At 69.4% G+C, this 21,687-nt stretch carries 22 protein-coding genes and 1 riboswitch; of the genes, 16 read left to right on the forward strand and 6 right to left on the reverse strand.

Annotated features, from left to right (window positions below):
• Positions 1 to 4: 4 nt before the first annotated feature.
• Genes ABZS29_RS21680 through ABZS29_RS21695 form a run of 4 tightly spaced genes read right to left on the reverse strand, consistent with a single transcriptional unit; the run spans position 5 to position 5,010 of the window.
• Positions 5 to 763: an IclR family transcriptional regulator gene (locus ABZS29_RS21680; protein ID WP_355464070.1), complete on the reverse strand. Its 759-nt coding sequence runs from the start codon at positions 761 to 763 to the stop codon at positions 5 to 7.
• A gap of 35 nt (positions 764 to 798) precedes the next feature.
• Complete coding sequence (locus tag ABZS29_RS21685; RefSeq protein ID WP_355464071.1) at positions 799 to 3,345, reverse strand: FtsX-like permease family protein; 2,547 nt, start codon at positions 3,343 to 3,345, stop codon at positions 799 to 801.
• Positions 3,345 to 4,091: an ABC transporter ATP-binding protein gene (locus ABZS29_RS21690; RefSeq protein ID WP_355464072.1), complete on the reverse strand. Its 747-nt coding sequence runs from the start codon at positions 4,089 to 4,091 to the stop codon at positions 3,345 to 3,347. The genes ABZS29_RS21685 and ABZS29_RS21690 overlap by 1 nt, the downstream gene beginning before the upstream one ends.
• Before the next feature lie 31 nt (positions 4,092 to 4,122).
• On the reverse strand, positions 4,123 to 5,010 hold the full coding sequence (locus ABZS29_RS21695; RefSeq protein WP_355464073.1) for a PD-(D/E)XK nuclease family protein: 888 nt from the start codon (positions 5,008 to 5,010) through the stop codon (positions 4,123 to 4,125).
• An 81-nt stretch (positions 5,011 to 5,091) separates the two neighbouring features.
• Here ABZS29_RS21695 and ABZS29_RS21700 point away from each other — a divergent pair, with 81 nt between their 5' ends.
• From ABZS29_RS21700 to ABZS29_RS21715, 4 genes are all read left to right on the forward strand, one after another.
• Positions 5,092 to 6,246, forward strand: coding sequence for a site-2 protease family protein (locus tag ABZS29_RS21700; protein WP_355464074.1), 1,155 nt, complete (start codon positions 5,092 to 5,094; stop codon positions 6,244 to 6,246).
• A 26-nt stretch (positions 6,247 to 6,272) separates the two neighbouring features.
• Complete coding sequence (locus ABZS29_RS21705) at positions 6,273 to 7,229, forward strand: tRNA (adenine-N1)-methyltransferase (RefSeq protein WP_355464075.1); 957 nt, start codon at positions 6,273 to 6,275, stop codon at positions 7,227 to 7,229.
• 69 nt (positions 7,230 to 7,298) lie between these two features.
• A complete protein-coding gene (gene arc / locus ABZS29_RS21710) occupies positions 7,299 to 9,044 on the forward strand; it encodes a proteasome ATPase (protein WP_355464076.1) in 1,746 nt (581 codons plus the stop codon).
• A gap of 78 nt (positions 9,045 to 9,122) precedes the next feature.
• Positions 9,123 to 9,452, forward strand: coding sequence for a hypothetical protein (locus tag ABZS29_RS21715; RefSeq protein ID WP_355464077.1), 330 nt, complete (start codon positions 9,123 to 9,125; stop codon positions 9,450 to 9,452).
• 10 nt (positions 9,453 to 9,462) lie between these two features.
• On the opposite strand, the gene ABZS29_RS21720 is transcribed toward ABZS29_RS21715, so the two are convergent.
• The gene (locus ABZS29_RS21720; protein WP_355464078.1) at positions 9,463 to 9,963 is read right to left on the reverse strand and encodes an NUDIX domain-containing protein; all 501 of its coding nucleotides are present in this window, start codon (positions 9,961 to 9,963) and stop codon (positions 9,463 to 9,465) included.
• 11 nt (positions 9,964 to 9,974) lie between these two features.
• Positions 9,975 to 10,601, reverse strand: coding sequence for an SDR family NAD(P)-dependent oxidoreductase (locus ABZS29_RS21725; protein WP_355464079.1), 627 nt, complete (start codon positions 10,599 to 10,601; stop codon positions 9,975 to 9,977).
• 84 nt (positions 10,602 to 10,685) lie between these two features.
• Here ABZS29_RS21725 and ABZS29_RS21730 point away from each other — a divergent pair, with 84 nt between their 5' ends.
• The 12 genes from ABZS29_RS21730 (at position 10,686) to der (ending at position 21,616) form a co-directional block, all read left to right on the forward strand.
• Positions 10,686 to 11,063 carry a MerR family transcriptional regulator gene (locus ABZS29_RS21730; RefSeq protein WP_355464080.1) on the forward strand — a complete coding sequence of 126 codons (378 nt, stop codon included), beginning with the start codon at positions 10,686 to 10,688 and terminating at the stop codon, positions 11,061 to 11,063.
• Positions 11,064 to 11,073: 10 nt separating this feature from the next.
• Positions 11,074 to 12,594: a depupylase/deamidase Dop gene (dop, locus tag ABZS29_RS21735; protein WP_355464081.1), complete on the forward strand. Its 1,521-nt coding sequence runs from the start codon at positions 11,074 to 11,076 to the stop codon at positions 12,592 to 12,594.
• A 69-nt stretch (positions 12,595 to 12,663) separates the two neighbouring features.
• A complete protein-coding gene (locus ABZS29_RS21740) occupies positions 12,664 to 12,873 on the forward strand; it encodes a ubiquitin-like protein Pup (RefSeq protein WP_355464082.1) in 210 nt (69 codons plus the stop codon).
• A gap of 8 nt (positions 12,874 to 12,881) precedes the next feature.
• Positions 12,882 to 13,724 (forward strand): proteasome subunit beta, encoded by an 843-nt coding sequence (prcB, locus tag ABZS29_RS21745; RefSeq protein WP_355464083.1) that lies wholly within the window; start codon positions 12,882 to 12,884, stop codon positions 13,722 to 13,724.
• Positions 13,725 to 13,755: 31 nt separating this feature from the next.
• Positions 13,756 to 14,613 (forward strand): proteasome subunit alpha, encoded by an 858-nt coding sequence (gene prcA / locus ABZS29_RS21750; protein ID WP_355464084.1) that lies wholly within the window; start codon positions 13,756 to 13,758, stop codon positions 14,611 to 14,613.
• Complete coding sequence (locus ABZS29_RS21755) at positions 14,610 to 15,224, forward strand: NUDIX hydrolase (RefSeq protein WP_355464085.1); 615 nt, start codon at positions 14,610 to 14,612, stop codon at positions 15,222 to 15,224. The genes prcA and ABZS29_RS21755 overlap by 4 nt, the downstream gene beginning before the upstream one ends.
• Positions 15,225 to 16,279: 1,055 nt before the next feature.
• Positions 16,280 to 16,368: riboswitch (ZMP/ZTP riboswitch) on the forward strand.
• A 23-nt stretch (positions 16,369 to 16,391) separates the two neighbouring features.
• The gene (locus ABZS29_RS21760; protein WP_355464086.1) at positions 16,392 to 17,264 is read left to right on the forward strand and encodes a bifunctional 5,10-methylenetetrahydrofolate dehydrogenase/5,10-methenyltetrahydrofolate cyclohydrolase; all 873 of its coding nucleotides are present in this window, start codon (positions 16,392 to 16,394) and stop codon (positions 17,262 to 17,264) included.
• A 16-nt stretch (positions 17,265 to 17,280) separates the two neighbouring features.
• Positions 17,281 to 17,673 (forward strand): chorismate mutase, encoded by a 393-nt coding sequence (aroH, locus tag ABZS29_RS21765; RefSeq protein WP_355464087.1) that lies wholly within the window; start codon positions 17,281 to 17,283, stop codon positions 17,671 to 17,673.
• A complete protein-coding gene (locus tag ABZS29_RS21770; protein WP_355464088.1) occupies positions 17,670 to 18,734 on the forward strand; it encodes a prephenate dehydrogenase in 1,065 nt (354 codons plus the stop codon). Before aroH ends, ABZS29_RS21770 begins: the two co-directional genes overlap by 4 nt.
• Before the next feature lie 116 nt (positions 18,735 to 18,850).
• Positions 18,851 to 19,519, forward strand: coding sequence for a (d)CMP kinase (gene cmk / locus ABZS29_RS21775; RefSeq protein ID WP_355464089.1), 669 nt, complete (start codon positions 18,851 to 18,853; stop codon positions 19,517 to 19,519).
• A complete protein-coding gene (locus tag ABZS29_RS21780) occupies positions 19,516 to 20,244 on the forward strand; it encodes a lysophospholipid acyltransferase family protein (RefSeq protein ID WP_355464090.1) in 729 nt (242 codons plus the stop codon). Before cmk ends, ABZS29_RS21780 begins: the two co-directional genes overlap by 4 nt.
• Entirely contained in the window at positions 20,237 to 21,616 is a 1,380-nt protein-coding gene (gene der / locus ABZS29_RS21785) for a ribosome biogenesis GTPase Der (protein WP_355464091.1), read from the forward strand. Before ABZS29_RS21780 ends, der begins: the two co-directional genes overlap by 8 nt.
• Positions 21,617 to 21,687 lie beyond the last annotated feature (71 nt).

Genomic DNA, 21,687 nt, shown 5'->3' on the forward strand with positions numbered 1-21,687 from the left:
TGCATCAGCTGTCACCCCTCAGGTCGCGGGCGATGGCCTCGGCGGTGGCTCGAACCATCGTGATCAGCTCGGCGCGGGGGCGCAGACGGCTGTCGCAGATCCGCTCGATCCGCCCGGTGAGACCGACTGCGCCGACCACCAGTCCGCCGAGCCCACGGATCGGTGCGGCGATACCGGCAGTCTCAATGGTGTGCTCCTCGAACTCACCGGCCCAGCCGCGCGACCGGACCGCCGCCAGCTCCTCGGCCAGCTTGGTCCCGTCGACGATCGTGCGCGTGGTGAACGCCTCGAGGCGCTTCGGCCGGCCCGCGCCGCTCGCGTCGTACGCGAGGACGGCCTTGCCGAGTGCGGTCGCATGCGGCGGCAACGTCGTACCGACATCGAGGTCCTGGTCGCTGTCGTCGGGACGGAAGACATGGTGGACGACGACGACCTTGTTCTCGACGAGCCGTCCGACCCGAACCACTTCGCCACTGCGGGCGGCCAGCGAGTCCGCCCAGTTGATCGCGCGGCTGCGCAGCTCGTTCGGATCGAGGTAGCTTTCGCCGAGCCGGCCGAAGGCGTCACTCAGGTGGTAGTGCGCGCCGCTGTGGTCCTGCTCTACGAAGCCGACCTGTTGCAGCGTCCGCAGAATGCCGTGCACAGTCGTCTTCGCCAGACCGAGCGCGTTGCCGACATCCGCGACGCCGAGCCCGTTCGGAGCGACCGCGAGAAGTCGCAGCACGGCCGCAGCCCGCTCGATCGACTGCACGCTCCCCGGCACACCCGCAGGCTACCGGTGAAAGCACCGCATAGCTGCTACTCGGAGGCTATGGCTTGCAGGACGTTCAGCCGCGCTGCGCGGCGTGACGGCCACACCGCAGCGAGTACGCCGATGATGCCGGCGACCAGGACTGCGCCGATCAGTTGGAGCACGGGGATGTGGAGCTTGCCGAGGCCGTCGTCGACGAGCACGTTCTGAATGGCGGCCGCGGTCAGGACACCGACCGCCAGGCCGAGAAGTGCGCCGAGCAGGGTGACCGCGATCGACTCGACCCGCAGCATCCGGCGCAGCTGCGACCGGTCCATACCGATCGCGCGGAGCAGGCCGATCTCACGGGTCCGCTCCACGACGCCGAGGGCGAGGGTGTTGACGATGCCGAGGATGGCGATCAGGACCGCCAGGGCCAGCAGCATCCCGATGACCGTGGTCACGGCGTTGACCGGGCCGCGGGCCTGGGCGGCGTACGCCTGCTGGTCGCGGACCTGGATCGACGGGTAGTCCTTCAGACCGTCGAGGATCGCCGCACTCGTCTGGGCGGCACTGGTGCCGTCGGCAACATCGACGTACAGCAGCGAGTCGGCCGGGGCGCCGCCGATCGCCTCGTACGTCGCCAGCGAGACCACGACCGCGTTGAGCTGACGGTTCGGGGCCAGGATGCCGGCCACGGTCAACGGGTGTTTGCCGGTGGTCGTGACGAGCGTGAACGTCTTGCCGGGGGAGACGCCGAGCGTCTTCGCCATCGTCCGCGGTACGACGGCCTGCCCGCTCGCGAGGCCGGCCAGCGAACCCGAGTCGAGGGCGACCGTGACCGGACCGGCCAGAGTGCCGTCGCTCACACCGGTCACCTTGACCGAAAGATCGTCGGCGGCCCCTGATGGTCGGGCCCGCTGCGCCTTCCCCTCCTGCTGCCGAACCTCGTGGACCGCTGTCACCCCACCGACCTTGCGGATCCGGTCGGCGACCTGGGGACTGAAGGTGTCGGGCTCGGACGAGCTGACGAGCAGGTCGGAAGTGCCGATCTCGGAAGCGACATTCGCATCGATTGACGCCTTGGCCGAGGCGCCGATCACCGCCAGCCCGCTGATCAGGGCGACCGAGATCATCAACGCCGACGCGGTTGCCGACGTACGGCGTGGGTTGCGCTCGGCGTTGCGGCGGCCGAGCGTGACCGGGGCCTGATGACCGAACGGCGCCATCAGCGCGCGCACGACCCAGCGGCTGACCAGCGGGCTTGTCAGCACGATGCCGAGCAGCGCCATCGCCGACGCCAACCCGATCAGGACCGCGCCCGGCATGCCGCTGGCGGCGTTGGCGATCAGATAGAGGATCACTGCCATCAGCAGCAGGAACGCGCCCGCGAGCAACCGGACCAGCAGCGAGCGCTCAGGAATCGTCGCGCCGTCGCGCAGCGCGGCCATGGGCGGCAACCGCCCGGCCCGCCGAGCAGCGGGGTAGGCGGCGGCCAGCGTCAGCAGCGCGCCGATCACGTAGCAGGCGATGATCGTGGCCGGAGTGACCTGCAGGCCGGCGCTCGGTATCGCGGCGCCGAGCTGCTGATAGGCGAAGTGGATTCCGGCGGCGACGGCGATGCCGAGCAGCAGGCCGATGGTCGAGCCGATCAGCCCGATCACGAGCGCCTCGGCCAGAACCGCACCGGTGACCTGGCCGCGAGACGCCCCGATCGCACGCAGCATCGCCAGCTCGCGGGAGCGCTGCGCGACCTGCATCGCGAACGTGTTGACGATCAGGAACGCGCCGACGAACAGCGCGAGCCCGGCGAACATCAGCAAGATCGAACTGAACCCGCCGAATGTCGTGTCGAGCGCGTTCTCGCCGTCGGCCTCGACCTGCGCCGCGGTCCGGACCTTGAACTCGGTGCCGACTTTGGTGGCGATCGCCGCGCGGACCTGGTCAGTGTCCGCGCCCGGCTTCAGCGCGACGGCGATCGACGTCCAGCCCGGCTTGCCGAGCAGCACGAGCTGGGCGGTGGCGGAGTCGAACGTGACCAGCGGCGCGCCTGCGGCCGGACCTGCCTGGGCGGGCGTGGTGACCGCGGTCAGGGTTGCTGTCACCGATCGGGTCGCGGTCACGACCCGGACCTGATCGCCGAGGCTGTACCCGGCCTTCGATGCGGTCGGCTGATCCAGCGCGAGCTCCGACTTGCCCCACGGTTGCTTGCCGTCGACCAGCCGGAACGGTGAGGTCCGTACGGCGTGCGGCCAGCCGGCGCCGTACGTCGGGAGTCCGTAGGTGTCGATGGGGGAGCCGTCGGGCTTGCGGATCTGCACGTCGCTGACCAGCAGTTGCGCGTCGGCGTCGGCCACTCCCGGTAGGGCGGCGACCTGGCCGACCACCGCGGCGGCGAGCGTCGCGGGTGGGCCGGTGCGTGCCTCGACCGGGTCCACCGGGGTGATCGTGATGTCCGCCGTACTGCCGGCGTACTGCTTCTTGAGGGCGGTCGAGAGGGTGTCGGTGAAGACCATCGCGCCACCGACGAACGCGATCCCGAGCACGACCGCGACCGTGCAGAGCACGAACCGCAGCCGGTGCGCCAGGACCGAGCGCAGACCGATCTTGAGCATCAGCCGGTCACGGCCGGGTCGAGACTCTTCATCGTGTCGAGGACGGTCTCGGCGGTCGGGTCGAGCAGCTCCGACCGCAACCGGCCGTCGGCCAGGAACAACACCCGATCCGCGTACGACGCCGCCGTCGGGTCGTGGGTCACCATCACCACCGTCTGCCCGAACTCACGCACCGACCGGTGCAGGAAGCCGAGCACATCGGCCGACGACTGCGAGTCGAGGTTGCCGGTCGGCTCGTCGGCGAAGACGACCTGGGGCCGCGAGGCCAGCGCGCGAGCACAGGCCACCCGCTGCTGCTGACCGCCGGACAGCTCGGAGGGTTTGTGCTTCAGCCGGTCGGTCAGCCCGATCGTGTCGATGACGGTCCGCAGCCACTCGCGGTCAGTAGTGCGACCGGCGAGGTCCAGCGGCAGCGTGATGTTCTCGTACGCCGTCAGTGTCGGCACCAGGTTGAACGCCTGGAAGACGAACCCGATCCGGTCCCGGCGCAGATGCGTCAACTGCTTCTCCGGCAGCCGGCTCAGCTCGACGTCGCCGATGAACACCTGCCCGGCCGTCGGCTGGTCCAGACCGGCCAGACAGTGCAGCAGCGTCGACTTGCCCGAGCCCGACGGGCCCATGATCGCGGTGAACCGGCCCTGGCCGAAGTCCGCGCTCAAGTCGACCAACGCGTCGACCTGGGTCTGGCCGCCGCCGTACTGCTTGGTCACGTCGACAGCCCGCACTGCAGCTTCGTTCACGCTCATGCGACGAACGGTATCGAGTCAGGGTTCCGCGTCAGCCGTCCACACCGATCAGGTCGACACCGGAGGACTCGACCACGACCTCTTCGACGGAGCGCTGCGGGAGCGGAGGCGGCGTACCGCCCCAGGACGGGCACAGGGACTTGTGATCGCACCAGTCGCAGAGCGGGCCGGGGCTCGGGCGCCAGTCACCGGTCTCGAGGGCGTGACTGATCGCCGCCCAGAGCGCGGTGACCTTGCGCTCGCAGGCCCGCAGGTCGGCCTCGTCGGGGATGTAGCGGACGATCTCGCCGTTGCCCAGGTAGACCAGCTGCAGCATCGCCGGGACGACACCGCGCAGGCGCCACAGCACCAGCGCGTAGAACTTCATCTGGAACAACGCCTTGGCCTCGAAGAACTCCGACGGCGACCGGCCGGTCTTGTAGTCGACCACCCGGATCTCGCCGGTCGGGGCGACGTCGAGGCGGTCGACGTAGCCGCGCAGTACGAGTCCGGATTCGAGCTCGGTCTCGACATACAGCTCGCGCTCGGCGGGCTCGAGCAGATTCGGGTCCTCGAGCGTGAAGTACTTCCCGAGCAGCTTGTGTGCCTCGGCCAGCCAGCTCGCCAGCTCCGCGCCGTCGGCGTCCTCGGCGAACAGCCCGGCCACCTCCGGCTCGGCGGCCAGCAGCTGTTGCCACTGCGGCTCGAGCAGCTCGGCCGCCTGCTCCAGCGTCCGCTGACCGCGCGGGAGGTCGAACAAGCGCTCCAGCACCCCGTGCACGACTGTGCCGCGGACCGCCGCGGACGACGGCTTCTCCGGCAATCGGTCGACGACGCGGAACCGGTACTTCAGCGGGCAGCTCATGAAATCGGCCGCGCGGGACGGCGACAGCGCACCCCGGGGGTGCCCGTTGACTGGAACCTCGGCCGCGACGCTCATGATCGAAACCCTAGGCGAGGCCTCCGACACTTTCGCGGGTTGGTAGCAGCTTGTTACCGCCGGACCAGTAGCGTTGCCCCGATGGCTGAGTCGCGTGATCCCCAGAGCCCCGCCCAGCCGGTCGGCCCACCGCCGCCCGGAACCTGGGTACTCGGTCGTGTCCGCGGCATCCGGCTCACGATGCGGTTCACCTGGCTGCCGGTCGCGATGCTGCTGGCCTTCGGGTTCTCCGCGGTGATCGGCCAGCAGTTTCCGCAGATCGGCGCCTGGCGCTACGTCGCGTCGTTCGCCTTCGTGGTCGCGTTCACGTTGTCGATCCTGGTGCACGAGCTCGCGCACGCGCTGATGGCACTGCGGTTCGGCATCGGCGTGTCGGAGATCAACCTGGGTTTCTTCGCCGCCGGCACGCACATCGAGGGCGAGCGGAAGACGCCGTTCGAGGAGTTCGCGGTCTCGGTCGTCGGGCCGATCGCCTCGCTGGTCGTCGGCGGACTCGCCTACCTCGGCTCGCGCGCCGTCGACGACGGCGTCGGCTACATCGCGCTGTGGCAGCTCGCGGTCTCCAACCTGATCGTCGGCGTCACGAACCTGCTGCCCGGCCTGCCGCTGGACGGCGGCTGGGTGGCACGCGCGTTCGTCTGGAAGGTCACCGGCAACATGCACACCGGCACGATCGTCGCGGCCTGGGGCGGCCGGATCATGGCGATCCTCGTGCTGGCGGCTCCCGTCGTACTGCGGGAGATCTGGGACCGTGAGCCGACGCTGATCGACTTCCTGATCGCGATGGCGGTCGGGTTCTTCCTGTGGATGGGTTCGACGACGCAGCTGATGCAAGCCCGGTTGCGCCTGAAGCTGCCCGCGCTGCAGGTCCGCACGATGGCCCGGCGCGCGATCGCGGTCCACTCCGGTACGCCGATCTCCGAGGCGGTCCGGCTGGCCGGCGAGATGCAGGCCGGCGCGGTCGTGGTGATCGACGGCGACGGCAAGCCGCACGCACTGGTCTCGGAGAACGCGGTCGCCGCGGTCGCGCCGAACCAGCGGCCGTGGACCACGGTCAGCGAGGTCTCCACCCGGATCGGCGCCGGTCACATCATCGGCGTCAACGACACCGGCGAGGAGATCCTGACGACGATCCGCGAGCACCCCGCCTCGGAGTACCTGGTCCTCGACGCCGCCGGCGGCGTGTACGGCGTACTGGCGACGGCCGATATCGAGCGGGCGTTTCGGGAACGCTGAGTCGCGAACGTTAAGGTGAGCGCCTTATGGCTGACTTGCGCGACTTTCCCGACCAGGCGTACTCCGGGGTCCATCACGGCCCGCTACAGGCGGGGGAGTGGATCACCCTGCAGGACTCCAAGGGCCGCCGGCACTCGGTGTTCCTGGAGCGCGGGAAGATCTTCCACACCACCAAGGGCGGGATCGAGCACGACGAACTGATCGACGGCCCGGACGCCGTGGTGATCCGGTCCAAGGGCGGCGTGGAGTACCTCGCGCTGCGGCCGCTGATGGCCGACTACTCGGTCTCGATGCCGCGCGGCGCCGCGGTGATCTACCCCAAGGACACCGCCCAGATCGTCACGATGGCCGACATCTTCCCGGGCGCGAAGGTGGTCGAGGCCGGCGCCGGGTCGGGTGCGCTGACCACCGCGCTGCTGCGCGCGGTCGGCATCCACGGCCAGGTGATCTCGTTCGAGCGCCGCGAGGACTTCGCCGAGGTCGCGCGCAAGAACGTCACCGGCTTCTTCGGCGGCGAGCACCCGGCCTGGCGGCTCGAGGTCGGCGACCTGGTCGAGAAACTCGACGAGACCGAGGTCGACCGGATCATTCTCGACATGCTCGCCCCCTGGGAGTGCGTGGACGCCGCGGCCGGCGCGCTGAGCCCTGGCGGCGTGTTCGGCGCGTACGTCGCCACCACAACCCAGCTGAGCCGCGTCGTGGAGACGTTGCGGGCACACGGCGAATTCACCGAGCCGCGCGCGTGGGAGTCACTCGTGCGAGACTGGCACGTGGAGGGTCTGGCGGTTCGTCCGGGACACCGGATGCAAGGTCACACCGCCTTTCTGGTCACCGCCCGACGGATGGCGCACGGGGTTCAGGCACCCCGGAAGAAGCGCCGGCCGGCACCGGGCGCGTACGGCGATGACTATCAAGGCCCCCGTCGCGGTGACGGATCAGAAGATGTGCCGAAAGCAACAGGTTCATCCGCAACCGACACGTGATGGGATTCAGCTTGCCCGGCGAGGTTTTCTGGGTAAGGTCCATAGGGTCGAGCCCCACATGGTGAGGTGATGATCGTGGCTGGAGACGAGAGTCCTACCGCGGCAGAGCTGCGTAACCAGGTCCGGTACCTGGAGGCCGAGGTCGCAGCGTTGCGGCGGAGGTTGTTGGAGCACCCGGCTGACAGCCGGTCGCTCGAAGGCAGGCTGTCCGAAACACAGGCCTCCCTGGCGAGTGTCACCGCTCAGAACGAGCGGCTGGCCGACACGCTGCGGGAGGCGCGAGAGAAGATCATCGCCCTGAAGGAGGAGGTCGACCGGCTGGCGCAACCGCCGTCCGGATTCGGCACCTTCCTCGGCCGCAACGACGACGACACGCTGGACGTGTTCACCGGGGGCCGCAAGCTCCGGGTGGCGGCCAGCCCGTCGATCGACCTGGACGAGCTCAAGCTCGGCCAGGAGTTGATGCTGAACGAGGCGCTGAACGTGGTCGAGGCCTGCGACTACGAGGTCGTGGGCGACGTGGTGATGCTGAAGGAACTGCTGGCCGACGGCGAGCGGGCGCTGGTGATCGCGCAGGCCGACGAGGAACGGGTCGTCCGGCTCGCCTCGCCGCTGCTCGACATCCCGCTGCGCACCGGCGACTCGCTGCTGCTGGAGCCCCGCTCCGGCTATGTGTACGAGAAAATCCCGAAGTCCGAGGTCGAGGAGCTCGTTCTCGAAGAGGTCCCGGACATCGACTACACCCAGATCGGCGGCCTGGCCGGCCAGATCGAGGCGATCCGGGACGCGGTCGAGCTGCCGTACCTGCACAAGGACCTGTTCCTGGAGCACGAGCTGAAGCCGCCGAAGGGCGTGCTGCTCTACGGCCCGCCCGGCTGCGGCAAGACGCTGATCGCGAAAGCGGTGGCGAACTCGCTGGCCAAGAAGGTCGCCGAGCGGACCGGCGTGGCGGAACAGAAGTCGTTCTTCCTCAACATCAAGGGTCCCGAGCTGCTGAACAAGTACGTCGGTGAGACCGAGCGGCACATCCGCCTGGTCTTCCAGCGGGCCCGGGAGAAGGCGTCCGAGGGGATGCCGGTGATCGTGTTCTTCGACGAGATGGACTCGCTGTTCCGCACCCGCGGCTCCGGTGTCTCCTCCGATGTCGAGAACACCATCGTGCCGCAGTTGCTGAGCGAGATCGACGGTGTCGAGGGCCTGGAGAACGTCCTGGTCATCGGCGCCTCGAACCGCGAGGACATGATCGACCCGGCGATCCTGCGGCCGGGCCGGCTGGACGTGAAGATCAAGATCGAGCGGCCGGACGCCGAGGCCGCCCGGGACATCTTCTCGAAGTACCTGACCACCACGCTGCCGCTGCACGCCGACGACCTCAGTGAGTTCGGCGGCGACAAGGCCTCGTGTGTGAACGGGATGATCCAGCGCACCGTCGAGCGGATGTACACCGAGGCCGACGAGAACCGGTTCCTCGAGGTCACCTACGCCAACGGTGACAAAGAGGTCCTGTACTTCAAGGACTTCAACTCGGGCGCGATGATCCAGAACATCGTCGACCGGGCCAAGAAGATGGCGATCAAGGCCTACCTGGACGAGAACCAGAAGGGCCTGCGGGTGCAGCACCTGCTGCAGGCGTGCGTCGACGAGTTCAAGGAGAACGAAGACCTCCCGAACACGACCAACCCCGACGACTGGGCCCGGATCTCCGGCAAGAAGGGCGAGCGGATCGTCTACATCCGTACGCTCATCTCCGGCAAGCAGGGCACCGAGCCGGGCCGCTCCATCGACACGGCCACGAACACCGGTCAGTACCTGTAAGACGTCGGTCGCCGTTCCGGGGCTGCCGGGGGTTTCCCCCGATAGCCCCGGACGGCGACAACTCATACCGTGAACGGTATGGCGACCGAGGATGTGCGCAAGGACCTGCGGGCGGCGGTGGCCGCACGTCAGGAGCTGGGCCCGGAGTACGAAGACGCGATCATCGAAGGCTTCCTGGAGCGGCTCGATGCCCAGCGCCGCGCCACTGTTCCTGAACCGGTCCAGCCGCCGGTCCACCCCGGCCGAGAGCGCGACCCGGGCGGATTGGCGCTGTCGATCGTCTCCGTCAGCGTCGCGATCCCGATCACCGCGATCGCGGCCAACACGACCGGCCTGGTCGGCGTCGTCGTGAGCTGGGCGGGCCTGGTCGGCATCAACCTCGCCCGCTCCCTCGGCCGCCGCCGCTAGCCCGGGTGCCTCAGAGCAGGTCGCGCACGTACGAGCCGAGCAGACAGACGGTGTCCGGCATGAACGGCCACTCGGGATCGTCCAGCCGCGCAACGAGGTCCGCGGGTGACATCCACGCGCCCCAGGCCACTTCTTCGGGCTGGTGGCTGATGGCGCCGTCCCACACGCAGCTGTAGAGGTAGGCGTGGTAGCGGGTGTGGTCGTCGGCGTAGTCGCCTTCGGGCAGCTTGGTGAGCTCGACGCCGGTGATCCCGAGCTCCTCGGCCAGCTCCCGGACGACGGCGTCGTACGGGTCCTCGCCGGCTGCGACCACACCGCCCGCCGCGAAGTCGTACCGGCCGGGGTAGACGTCCTTGGTGTCGGTCCGCCGGTGCACGTAGATGTCACCGGCCGCATTCCGGACCAGTACGCCGGTCGCCGCGTGCCGCAGGTTGTCGCGCCGCATCTCCGAGCGCGGGGCCGACCCGCAGACCACACCGTCGGCATCGACCAGGGCAACCAGTTCGTCCATGGGTGGCAGTTTCACATGGCGCCGGTGTAGTGCACCTCGTGCGTCCACTCGGCTCGCGGTTGCTGGTGGAGCATCCAGTACTGCTCCGCGATGGCATCCGGGTCGAACGCCGTACCGGGGGCGACTGCGCCGTAGACGGTCACTGTGGCGGCGTGGAGCCCGCCGGCGCCGTACGACTGGTCCAGGAGGCTCACGAGCGCTCGGACGCCTGCCTTACCCAGTGAGAGGCTCACATAGTCCGGTTTGGTCTCCGGCATCCCGCCTGTGATCAGGAACGAGCCTCCACCGTTCGCTGTCATCGACGGGGCCAGATGGGCGGCGGCGGTGATCGCACCACCCACGTTGACCGCCCAGGCGTCCTGGTGCTCACGCAGTGACAGATCGCCGATCCGGTCCGCTGCGATCTTCGCCGCGTTGTAAACGACCGCATCCGGCGTCCCCAGCTGGGCGACAACCTCGTCCAGAGCGCTGCGCAACTCCGGCTCGTCGGTGCAGTCAGCGGCCAGCGTGAAGCTGCCGAGGTCCGGCGACGGACGCCTCCGCGCGATCAGGGCGACCGGCAGGCCCTCCCGGGCGAACCGGCGTCCCACCGCCTGCCCGATCCCCGGTCCGGCACCGATCACGACGATTCCTGGCATGTCTGCTCCCTGGCAAGTGTTGTGTTTGGTCAGCGGCACCGTAGCCAGTCACACCGGTGTGAAGGTCAAGACAAGGAGGCGCGCATGCTGATCGGCGAGCTGGCGATGCGGACGCGGGTGAGCCGCAGGCTGCTCCGGTACTACGAGGAGCAGGGCCTGCTCGAGCCGACGCGACAAGCGAACGGCTACCGCGAGTACGCCGAAGCCGACGTGGCGAAGGTCGGTCACATCCGCAACCTGCTCGCCGCCGGACTGCCGACCGCGATGATCGCCGGCGTGCTGGAGTGCGTGCACGGCGATCCGGCCGCGCCGGTGCTGTCCGGATGTCCGGGCATGGTCGGTGGACTGCAAGCCGAACGGGACCGGGTCACCGCGGAGCTCGGCCGGCTGAGCATGTCCCAGCGGGCACTCGACGTTCTGTTGGAGGCAGCACAAGCCCCTTTCGTCGGCGGAACCGCGTAGGCTCGGGACCATGAGTGTGCGGCGCATCATGGGGACCGAGACCGAGTTCGGCATCTCGGTGCCTGGTCAGCCGGGGGCCAATCCGATGCTGACCTCGAGCCAGGTGGTGAACGGCTACGCCCAGACGCAGCCACTGGCGCGGAAGACCCGGTGGGACTTCGACGAGGAGCACCCGCTGCGGGACGCGCGTGGCTTCGACCTGAGCCGGGAGGTGGCCGATTCCAGCCAGCTCACCGACGAGGAGACCGGCCTGGCGAACGTGATCCTCACCAACGGCGCCCGGCTGTACGTCGACCATGCCCACCCGGAGTACTCGGCGCCCGAGTGCACCAACCCGCGGGACGTGGTGGTCTGGGACAAGGCCGGCGAGCTGGTGATCATGGAGGGCGCGCGGCAGGCCCGGCAGGTGCCCGGGGCCCCGCAGCTGAACCTCTACAAGAACAACACCGACAACAAGGGCGCGTCGTACGGGTCGCACGAGAACTACCTGATGCGCCGGTCGACGCCGTTCGCGTCGATCGTGCGGCACCTGACGCCGTTCTTCGTCAGCCGCCAGGTGGTCACCGGCGCCGGCCGGGTCGGGATCGGCCAGGACGGCAGCACGAACGGGTTCCAGATCAGCCAGCGGGCCGACTACTTCGAGGTCGAGGTCGGCCTGGAGACGACGCTCAAGCGGCCGATCATCAACACCCGCGACGAGCCGCACGCGAACCCGGACCGGTACCGCCGGCTGCACGTGATCATCGGCGACGCGAACCTGTCCGAGATCTCGACGTACCTGAAGGTCGGGACGACGTCGCTGGTGCTGGCGATGATCGAGGACGGCTGGCTGACCGACGACCTCGGCGTGGACCGCCCGGTGCAGGCGCTGCACGAGATCAGCCACGACCCGACCTGTACGCATCTGATGACGCTCAAGGACGGCCGCAAGCTGACCGCGATCCAGCTTCAGGCGGAGTACCTGGAGCAGGCCCGCAAGTACGTCGAGGACAAGTACGGCGACGACGCGGACCGGCAGACCAAGGACGTGCTGTACCGCTGGGAGCAGATCCTCGACCAGCTCGCGGTCGACCCGATGAAGCTGTCCGACCAGCTCGACTGGGTCGCGAAGTACAAGCTGCTGCAGTCCTACCGCGACCGTGACGGCCTGCAGTGGGACGACCCCAAGCTGCACCTGGTCGACCTGCAGTACGCCGACCTACGTCCGGACAAGGGGCTGTACTACAAGCTCGTGAAGTCGGGCCGGATGCAGCGGATCGTCTCCGACGAGGAGATCCGGATGGCGGTCTCGCACCCGCCGACCGATACTCGTGCCTACTTCCGCGGCCGCTGCATGCAGCAGTACGCGCCGCAGGTCGCGGCCGCCTCCTGGGACTCGGTGATCTTCGATCTGCCGGGGAAGGAGTCGCTGCAGCGGATCCCGACGCTGGACCCGCTGCGCGGCACGAAGGCCCATGTCGGCGCCCTTCTGGACCAGTGCGACACCGCGAGTGACCTGGTTCGCACCATTACTGGGGGCGCTGCCGGGTAGGGTCGCTCTTAGAAGCAACGAAGGAGCGGTTGGGCGTCTCTTTCACTGCGGTTCTAGGAGGTGTGTGCGATGGCGAATGACGGCGGGCAGCAGCACAAGCAGCCGAAGCGTTCGACGACCGAGGAAGAGGTCGAGCAGGCGAAGTCGGCCGAGGACGTGGCCGAGCGCAAGGAACGGCTCGACGAGGACGTCGACTCGATCCTCGACGAGATCGACGAGGTGCTCGAGGAGAACGCCGAGGAGTTCGTCCGCGGCTTCGTGCAAAAGGGTGGGGAGTGAACCGCTCGATGACATTTGACGCCTCCGGCCGGTTGCCGGAAGCCTTCCTGACCCCAGGTGGCACGTCGTTCATGGACTTCCTGGCCGGGCACGCGCCCGACCTGCTGCCCGGACGGCGCAGCCTGGGGCAGGCCGATTTCTCCGACCAGGTCCCGCACGGTACGACGATCGTCGCGGCCACCTTCGCCGGTGGCGTGCTGATGGCCGGCGACCGGCGGGCCACGATGGGCAACATCATCGCCTCGCGCGACATCGAGAAGGTGTTCCCCGCCGACGAGTACTCGGCGGTCGCCTTCGCGGGGTCGGCCGGCTTCGGGATCGAGATGGTCCGGCTGTTCCAGGTCGAGCTCGAGCACTACGAGAAGCTCGAGGGCACCGTGCTCAGCCTCGACGGCAAGTCGAACCGGCTGAGCGCGCTGATCCGGGGCAACCTGGCGATGGCGATGCAGGGTCTGGCCGTGGTGCCGCTGTTCGCGGGCTACGACCACGACCGCAAGGGCGGGCGGATCTTCTCGTACGACGCCACCGGCGGCCGGTACGAGGAGACCCACTTCCACAGTGTCGGTTCGGGCTCGCTGTTCGCCCGGGGTGCGCTGAAGAAGCTCTACCGCGAGGACCTGTCCGCGACCGAGTGCGCGACGGTGGCGATCCAGTCCCTGATCGACGCCGCCGACGACGACTCGGCCACCGGCGGTCCGGACATGCTGCGGCGGATCTTCCCGGTGATCGGTGTGGTCACCGCCGACGGCTACCAGCGGTTGCCCGAGGACGAGGTCGCCACGCTGGTCGACGCGGCCTGGGCGCAGCGCCACGAGCGCCCCGACGGCCCGGCCACGGCGTCCCTGACCTGATCCCATCGACCGATAGAGGACGAAGCCTTCGATGAGCACGCCGTTCTACGTCTCACCCGAGCAGCTGATGCGCGACCGGGCGGACTTCGCCCGGAAGGGCATCGCGAAGGGCCGCAGCGCGATCGCGCTGCAGTATGCCGACGGGATCCTGTTCGTCGCCGAGAACCGCTCGCCCGCGCTGCACAAGGTGGCCGAGATCTACGACCGGATGGCGTTCGCCGCCGTCGGCCGGTACAACGAGTTCGAGAACCTGCGGATCGCCGGCGTGCGGCTGGCCGACATGCGCGGCTACTCCTACGACCGGCGCGACGTCACCGGCCGGGCGCTGGCCAACGCCTACGCGCAGACCCTCGGCGCGATCTTCTCCTCCGGCGGTGAGAAGCCGCTCGAGGTGGAGATCCTGGTCGCCGAGATCGGCGCGACCACGGCCGACGACCAGATCTACCGGCTCACGTACGACGGCTCGATCGCCGACGTCCGCGGGTTCGCGGTGATGGGCGGCCAGGCCGAGCAGGTCGCGGAGTATGTCGGCGAGCATTATTCCGAGGGCATCTCGCTGGCCGGTGCACTGCGGCTGGCCGTGGACGCCCTCGGCCACGACAGCAGCGAGCCGCGCGAACTGACCTCGGACCAGCTCGAGGTCGCCGTACTGGACCGGACGCGTACGCAGGTGCGCAAGTTCAAGCGGATCTCCGAGGAGACGCTGGCCCGGATCCTGTCCGAGTCGCACCCGGCGGCCGATATCGAGGAGGCCACCGCCGAAGCGGCCGAGTCGGAGACCACCTCGGCGGAGACCACCTCGGCGGACACCTCGCCGGCGAGCTCCGGGAGCGACGACGATGCGCCGATCGCTCCGCCGGAGGAGCCCGACGACAGTCGTCCTCTGTGACGGATCGAACCGTCGAAGCAGCCGCCACGTCCGATGTGGCGGCTGCGTCGTCTCGGGCCGCCGACCCGGAGCCCTGGGAGCTGCTGGGGGAGAAGGTCGCCTACCAGCGCTTCCTGACGGTGAAGGTCCGGCAGTACCGGATGCCGGGCGGTCACGAGGTCGAGTGGGACGTCACGGGGCCCGAGTCCGCCGAGGGAGTCGCCCGCGGCATCACCGTCCTCCCGCTGACCCCCGAAGGCCGGATCGTGACGATCCGCATGTTCCGCCCGGGCCCGGACAGCGTGGTCACCAACCTCCCCGGCGGCCTCATCGAGCCCGGCGAAGAACCGGCCGTCGGTGGTGCGCGGGAGCTCGAAGAAGAAACCGGCTACACCTGCGAATCGCTCGAGGTGGTCGGCTGGCTCTGGGCCGGCACCTCGTCCACTTTCCGCAAGTACGTCGCAATCGCCCGCGGCTGCCGTCCGGACGGTGTCCAGCACCTCGACGAGGCCGAGGACTGCGTCCCGGTCGAGCTCACCGTGGACGAGTTCCGCGCCGAGCTCCGTACGCCGGGAGCCATGACCGGCACCGACGCCGCGTACCTGGCGCTGGACCACGCCGGCCTGCTGTAATCGCCCCCCGCACCGGCTCCCGCCTCGCTGCCGCTCGGCCCGCCGGCGCCCCACCCACCCTCGTTCGCGCGCTATCGCGCTTCACTGCCCGCTGCCGCTCGCGGGCTGCCGCCTTCGTGGTGCTGGAGGTTGAGTGGTGGATGTACTCGCCCCCCGCGTCGGCTTCCGCCTCGCTGCCGCTCGGCCCACCGGCGCCCCACCCGCCCCCGCTCACGCGCTACCGCGCTTCCACTGCCCGCTTCCACTGCCCGCTTCCACTGCCCGCTGCCGCGGGTGCCTTCTCGCGCTGCCGCGCTTCGGGTGCTCGCTGCCGCTCGCGGGCTGCCGCGTGGGTGGTGCTGGAGAATGCGGCAGTGCTGCGGGAAGTTGACGATCGCGCCGGAGCCGTTGGTGCATGTGGCGGTGCTGCCGCTTCACGGTAGATCGCTGCCACGGAGCGGCCGCAATCGTCCGCAAAGGCAGGCGTTTCCTCATCCGGGCCGCATCGGTCGTTCGCAATCAGCCGACCCGCGGAACGGCCCGCATCCGGCCTGCGCGGGCTGAGCTCGCGGGTGCTGTATGTCGGGGTGCTGCGCGTCCGTACGGCCGGCAGGAGACCTGGGACGACTCGCCTGCCGGCTGGCCCCAGACCCTCACCATGGAATGGATGAGGCTCCGCGACGAGTACTGATCACCGACCACAAGGTGGTCCAGGACGGCAGCCGTGGCGAGCTGGGCGGCGTCTTCGCGCAGCAGATTCTTGAAGGCGGTCGCCGACTCATAGCGCCGGCGGGCCGAGCGCTAGCGATGCGCGAGCCGACGCCGGGGAGGGAACCACCCCCGCCACTCGGCCTCGTGCACCACGGAGGCGGCAGCCTGCGAGCGGTAGCGAGCAACTTGAAGCGCGGTAGCGCGTGAACGCGGGCGGGTGGGGCGTCGGCGGGCCGAGCGGTAGCGAGGCGGGAGCCGACGCGGGGGGAGAGAACCACACCCACCACCCGGCCCTGCGCACCACGGAGGCGGCAGCCTGCGAGCGGTAGCGAGGCGGGAGCCGACGCGGGGGAAAGGTAAGCTGGCCGCAGGTCCGCGACTGGCGTTGAGGTGGAGTACCACCGGGGAGCGGCCCGCCGGAGATCCGGCTTCGCCGCGCGCCTGGGCACTTGATCCCTCGCCCGAAGGAGTGCGCCCATGACCGCCGACCTGATGATCGGAACCGATCTCGCCGCCGAGATGGTGGCGAACGCCGCCGTCCGCGCCGAGAAGCTGCGGGAGTCGACCGGCGTCCAGCCGTGCCTGGCCACGGTGCTGGTCGGTGACGATCCGGCCTCCGCGACGTACGTGCGGATGAAGCAGAACCGCAGCAAGAAGGCCGGGATCGGCTCGCGCAGTGTCGTGCTGCCGGCCTCGACGACGACCGAGGAGCTGGTGGCCGAGCTGACCAAGCTCTCCACCGATCCCGAGGTGCACGGCATTCTGCTGCAGCATCCGGTGCCGAGCCACATCGACGAGCGCGCGGCGTTCGAGGCGATCGACCCGGCCAAGGACGTCGACGGCGTCACCATGCACGCGTTCGCGGCGATGGCGTTCGGCGAGCCCGGCTTCCGGTCCTGTACGCCGGGCGGGATCATGCGGCTGCTCGAGGCGTACGACGTACCGCTGTCCGGAGCGCACGCGGTCGTGATCGGCCGCAGCCCGATCCTCGGCAAGCCGGCCGGAATGTTGCTGCTGGCATCAGATGCGACCGTGACCTACACGCATTCGCGGACCGTCGGGCTGGCCGACATCGTCCGGACCGCGGACATCGTGGTCGCCGCGGTCGGCAAGGCGAACTTCGTCCGGGGCGACTGGCTGAAGCCGGGAGCTGTGGTGATCGATGCCGGATACAACGAAGGCAACGTCGGTGACGTGCACTTCGAGGAGGCGAGCGAGGTGGCTCGGCTGATCACTCCGGTGCCGGGCGGGGTCGGGCCGATGACGATCGCGCTGCTGCTGGAGCAGACGGTGGATGCGGCCGAGGCTCAATCCGAGACGCCTGTCCAGTCCGTGGCCGGTCTGGCCTAGGCTGTCTACGTCGTGAATGCGGCTTGACGAGGAGGATGACGTGGCGGTGCGGGCGATCCGGGGAGCCACCCAGCTGGACGTGGACGAGCGCGAGCACCTGCTCGAGCGGTCCGCCGAGCTGGTGAAGGCCGTCCTGGAGGCGAACGATCTGGACAGTGCGGATCTGATCAGCATCCTGTTCACCGTCACGCCGGACCTGCACGCCGAGTTCCCCGCCGTGGCCGGCCGCCAGATCGGGCTGACCGACGTACCGCTGATGTGCATGCAGGAGATCGACGTACCGCATGCACTGCCGCGAGTCGTCCGGATGATGGTGCACACCGAGACCGAGCGGTCGCGCGACAAGATCCAGCACGTCTACCTGCACGGCGCGTCGGCGCTCCGTCCCGATCTGACAGGCGCCCAGTGACCGAATTGCGTGGTCCCGTCCGCGTCGTTGGTGCGGGCCTTATCGGTACGTCGATCGGCTTGGCGCTGGCGCGGTTGGGTGTCGTCGTCGAGCTGGTGGACGCGAACCCCGACAACGCGTTGATGGCTGAGCGGATCGGCGCGGGGTCGCGACTTGTTCAGATCGAGCCGCAGTTGGTGGTGGTCGCCGTACCGCCGGATCACGTCGGGTCGGTGATCGCGGAGCAGCTCGCGCAGACCGACGCGATCGTCACCGACGCGGCGAGCGTGAAGTCGAAACCGCTGACGGACGCCCGGCTGCTGTCCGCGGACCTGACCCGGTACGTCGGCAGTCACCCGATGGCGGGCTCGGAGCGCAACGGGCCGCTCGCCGCGCGCGCCGACCTGTTCGACGGCGCGACCTGGGCGATCACGCCGCACTCGTCGAGCTCACCTGAAGCGGTCGAGCTCGTCCGCTGCCTGGCCGAGGCTTGCGGGGCGCGGACGGTCGAGCTGTCCGTCGAGGACCACGACCTGGCCGTCGCGCGGGTCTCGCACCTGCCGCAGCTGATGTCATCCCTGGCCGCCGGCACGCTCGTCGACGCGCCGAACTCACACCTGCAGCTGTCCGGCCAAGGCGTCCGCGACGTCACCCGGATCGCGGCCGGCGACCCCGGCCTGTGGACCCAGATCGTCTCGGCCAACTCGGCCGCGCTGACCGGCCTGCTCGAACAGATCCGCGATGAGCTCGACCGCGTACTGGTTGCCCTCAGCAAGGATGAGGCCGGTGACGAACTGACCTCGGTGCTCGCTCGCGGCGTTTCCGGTGCCATCCGCGTCCCCGGCAAGCACGGCACGCCGCACATCGACCTGGTCAGCGTTCTGGTCACCATCCCCGACCGCCCGGGCCAGCTTGCGCGCCTCTTCAACGACGCCGCCGCCTCCGGCGCCAACGTCGAAGACCTCCGCATCGACCACAGCCCCGGCCGTCCTGTCGGTGAGGTCGAGCTCCTGGTCAAACCAGGCTCCGACGACCAGCTCGTCGCCACCCTCACCGACCGAGGCTGGGTCGTCCACCGCTGACCCCTCCCCGCAACAAGACCGGATATCCGCTCCAATGGACGCGGCGCGGTGGGAGAAACCAGCTCTGGGGCAGGGCGAGGGGACGCGGTGAGCGGTCGCGCGGATATTCTCGGTCCATGATCATCGCTGTGGACGGGCCGAGCGGGTCCGGTAAGTCGAGTACCGCTCGGGGCGTGGCCGACCGGCTGGGACTGCGGTTCCTGGACACGGGCGCGACGTACCGGGCGGTGACGTGGTCCGCGATCGAGCACGGGCTGGATCTGGACGACACCGCGGCGGTCGCGCAGCGGGCGCGGGAGCTGCGGCTCGAGCTGAGCACGGACCCGCTGAACCAGTTCGTGATCGCGGACGGGACCGACATCACCGCCGCGATCCGGGAGCCGCGGATCAGTGAGCGGGTGAGCAAGATCGCGACCAACCTGGACGTGCGCAAGGAGCTGGTCCGGCGGCAGCGCGAGATCATCGACGACGCCCAGCCGACCGGCGGGATCGTGGTCGAGGGCCGCGACATCGCGACCGTCGTCGCCACCGACGCCGAGCTGAAGGTGCACCTGACCGCGGACCAGGAGGCCCGGATGGCCCGCCGCGGCGCCGAACTGGGCGCCGGCTCGATCACCGCCGAGCAGCTGCGCGACCAGATCGTCCGGCGCGACGCCGACGACTCCACCGTCTCCGAGTTCCTGGTCGCCTCCGACGGCGCGGTCACGATCGACTCCACCGATCTGTCCCTGGAGGAGGTCATCGACGTGATCAGCCGACTCGCCAAGGAGGCCTCTATCGGGTGACAGCCGAACTGACCGGGCAACGGGAGCTTCCGCTCACTGACGATCTGCCGCGGCTGCCGTACCGGCTGGCGGTGCCGGTGCGGGCGGTGGCGAGCCGGTATTTCGCGCGGAAGTACGACCTGCGGGTGTACCACGAGGAACTGTTCCCGCGGACCGGGCCGGTCCTGATGACGCCGAACCACCTGAGCCTGCTCGACGGGCCGTTGCTGGGCGCGATCGCGCCGCGGATGCTGCATCAGCTCGCCAAGATCGAGGCGTTCACCGGGCTGCAGGGCGCGTTCCTCCGGGCGATCGGCCAGATTCCGATCGAGCGGACGTCCTACGACCCGCTGGCGATCCGCCGGTCGATCAAGGTCCTGCGCGACGGCCGGGTGCTGAACATCTACCCCGAGGGGACTCGCGGTACGGGAGATTTCACCCGGATCCGGCTCGGTACGGCGTACCTGGCGATGGTGACCGGGGCGCCGATCCTGCCCGTGGCGCTGCTCGGAACCAGGCTGCCGGGTGGCGATATCGAGCGGTTTCCACCGGTCGGGAGCCGCGTCGACGTGGTGTACGGCGAACCGTTCACGATCGACCGCGTATCCTTTCCTAGGCGGCATGCCGACGTACGGGCGGTGGCCGACCAGATCGGCGACATGCTGCGTGCCCATATCAAGGCCGCCGTCGCAGCCACCGGTCACCCGCTCCCGGGTGCGCCAGACAAGAAGGACCCTGATGACTGACCTGCCCACGGGCTACGACTACGCCGAGCCGACGCACGACGCGGAGGACTCCGGTCCGCTGCCCGTGCTCGCCATCGTCGGCCGGCCGAATGTGGGCAAGTCCACGCTGGTCAACCGGATCATCGGCCGCCGCGAGGCCGTCGTCGAGGACACCCCGGGTGTCACCCGGGACCGCGTCTCGTACGACGCCGACTGGGCCGGCCGGAGCTTCACCGTCGTCGACACCGGCGGCTGGGACCCGGACGCGGTCGGGATGGCCGCGCTGGTGGCCGCCCAGGCCGAGGTCGCGATCAACGCGGCCGACGCGGTGCTGTTCGTGGTCGACGCGACCGTCGGCATCACCGACGCCGACGAGGCCGTCGTCCGGGTGCTGCGCAAGTCCGGCAAGCCGGTCGTGCTGGCCGCCAACAAGGTCGACGACCAGCGGGTCGAGTCCGAGGCGATGAACCTGTGGGGTCTGGGCATCGGCGAGCCGTTCCCGATCTCGGCCATGCACGGCCGGGGGACCGGTGACATGCTCGACGCCGTCCTGGCCGCGCTGCCCGAGGCACCGCCGGAGCGCGACGCCGAGGCCGGCGGCCCGCGCCGGATCGCGATCGTCGGCAAGCCGAACGTCGGCAAGTCCTCGCTGCTGAACAAGGTCGCCAAGGAGGACCGGGTCGTCGTCAGCGATATCGCCGGCACCACGGTCGACCCGGTCGACGAGCTGATCACGCTGGTCGGCAAGGAGTGGCGGTTCATCGACACCGCCGGCATCCGGCGCAAGGTGAAGAACGTCCAGGGCCACGAGTACTACGCCTCGCTGCGGACCAACGCCGCGATCGAGCGGGCCGAGGTCGTCGTCGTGGTCGTGGACGCCTCGCTGCCGATGACCGAGCAGGACATCCGGATCATGAACGCGGTCGAGGAGGCCGGCAAGGCCCTCGTGATCGCCTACAACAAGTGGGACCTGGTCGACGAGGACCGGCGGTACTACCTGGAGAAGGAGATCGACCGGGACCTGGTCCAGTTCCGCTGGGCGCCGCGGGTGAACATCAGCGCGCTGACCGGGCGGCACATGGAGAAGCTGGTCCCGGCGATCGAGGCGGCGCTCGAGGGCTGGCAGACCCGGGTCCCGACCGGCCAGCTGAACGCGTTCCTCGGCCGCCTGGTCGCGGCGCACCCGCACCCGGTGCGGTCCGGCAAGCAGCCGAAGATCCTGTTCGGCACCCAGGCGACCACGATGCCGCCGACCTTCGCGATCTTCACTTCCGGGGCGATCGAGCCGTCGTACCAGCGGTTCATCGAGCGGCGGCTGCGGGAGGACTTCGGCTTCGTCGGTAGCCCGGTGCACGTCCAGATCCGGGCCCGGAAGAAGCAGAAGAAGAACTAAGACCATTTGATCGGTCTCGAACGGCTGGCGGGCGGGTAGAGCCTCCGGCAGGCTGCGTGTCGTCGACACGC

The sequence above is a fragment of the Kribbella sp. NPDC005582 genome (assembly GCF_040605415.1).
In the GTDB taxonomy this organism is placed as follows: Bacteria; Actinomycetota; Actinomycetes; order Propionibacteriales; family Kribbellaceae; genus Kribbella.

Bases quoted from the DNA above. Each gene is read 5' to 3' on its own strand.
- ABZS29_RS21685 (WP_355464071.1), bottom strand. From the start codon at position 3,345: ATGCTCAAGATCGGTCTGCGCTCGGTCCTGGCGCACCGGCTGCGGTTC.
- ABZS29_RS21690 (WP_355464072.1), bottom strand. From the start codon at position 4,091: ATGAGCGTGAACGAAGCTGCAGTGCGGGCTGTCGACGTGACCAAGCAG.
- ABZS29_RS21695 (WP_355464073.1), bottom strand. From the start codon at position 5,010: ATGAGCGTCGCGGCCGAGGTTCCAGTCAACGGGCACCCCCGGGGTGCG.
- ABZS29_RS21700 (WP_355464074.1), top strand. From the start codon at position 5,092: ATGGCTGAGTCGCGTGATCCCCAGAGCCCCGCCCAGCCGGTCGGCCCA.
- ABZS29_RS21705 (WP_355464075.1), top strand. From the start codon at position 6,273: ATGGCTGACTTGCGCGACTTTCCCGACCAGGCGTACTCCGGGGTCCAT.
- arc (WP_355464076.1), top strand. From the start codon at position 7,299: ATGATCGTGGCTGGAGACGAGAGTCCTACCGCGGCAGAGCTGCGTAAC.
- ABZS29_RS21715 (WP_355464077.1), top strand. From the start codon at position 9,123: ATGGCGACCGAGGATGTGCGCAAGGACCTGCGGGCGGCGGTGGCCGCA.
- ABZS29_RS21720 (WP_355464078.1), bottom strand. From the start codon at position 9,963: ATGGACGAACTGGTTGCCCTGGTCGATGCCGACGGTGTGGTCTGCGGG.
- ABZS29_RS21725 (WP_355464079.1), bottom strand. From the start codon at position 10,601: ATGCCAGGAATCGTCGTGATCGGTGCCGGACCGGGGATCGGGCAGGCG.
- ABZS29_RS21730 (WP_355464080.1), top strand. From the start codon at position 10,686: ATGCTGATCGGCGAGCTGGCGATGCGGACGCGGGTGAGCCGCAGGCTG.
- dop (WP_355464081.1), top strand. From the start codon at position 11,074: ATGAGTGTGCGGCGCATCATGGGGACCGAGACCGAGTTCGGCATCTCG.
- ABZS29_RS21740 (WP_355464082.1), top strand. From the start codon at position 12,664: ATGGCGAATGACGGCGGGCAGCAGCACAAGCAGCCGAAGCGTTCGACG.
- prcB (WP_355464083.1), top strand. From the start codon at position 12,882: ATGACATTTGACGCCTCCGGCCGGTTGCCGGAAGCCTTCCTGACCCCA.
- prcA (WP_355464084.1), top strand. From the start codon at position 13,756: ATGAGCACGCCGTTCTACGTCTCACCCGAGCAGCTGATGCGCGACCGG.
- ABZS29_RS21760 (WP_355464086.1), top strand. From the start codon at position 16,392: ATGACCGCCGACCTGATGATCGGAACCGATCTCGCCGCCGAGATGGTG.
- aroH (WP_355464087.1), top strand. From the start codon at position 17,281: ATGCGGCTTGACGAGGAGGATGACGTGGCGGTGCGGGCGATCCGGGGA.
- cmk (WP_355464089.1), top strand. From the start codon at position 18,851: ATGATCATCGCTGTGGACGGGCCGAGCGGGTCCGGTAAGTCGAGTACC.
- der (WP_355464091.1), top strand. From the start codon at position 20,237: ATGACTGACCTGCCCACGGGCTACGACTACGCCGAGCCGACGCACGAC.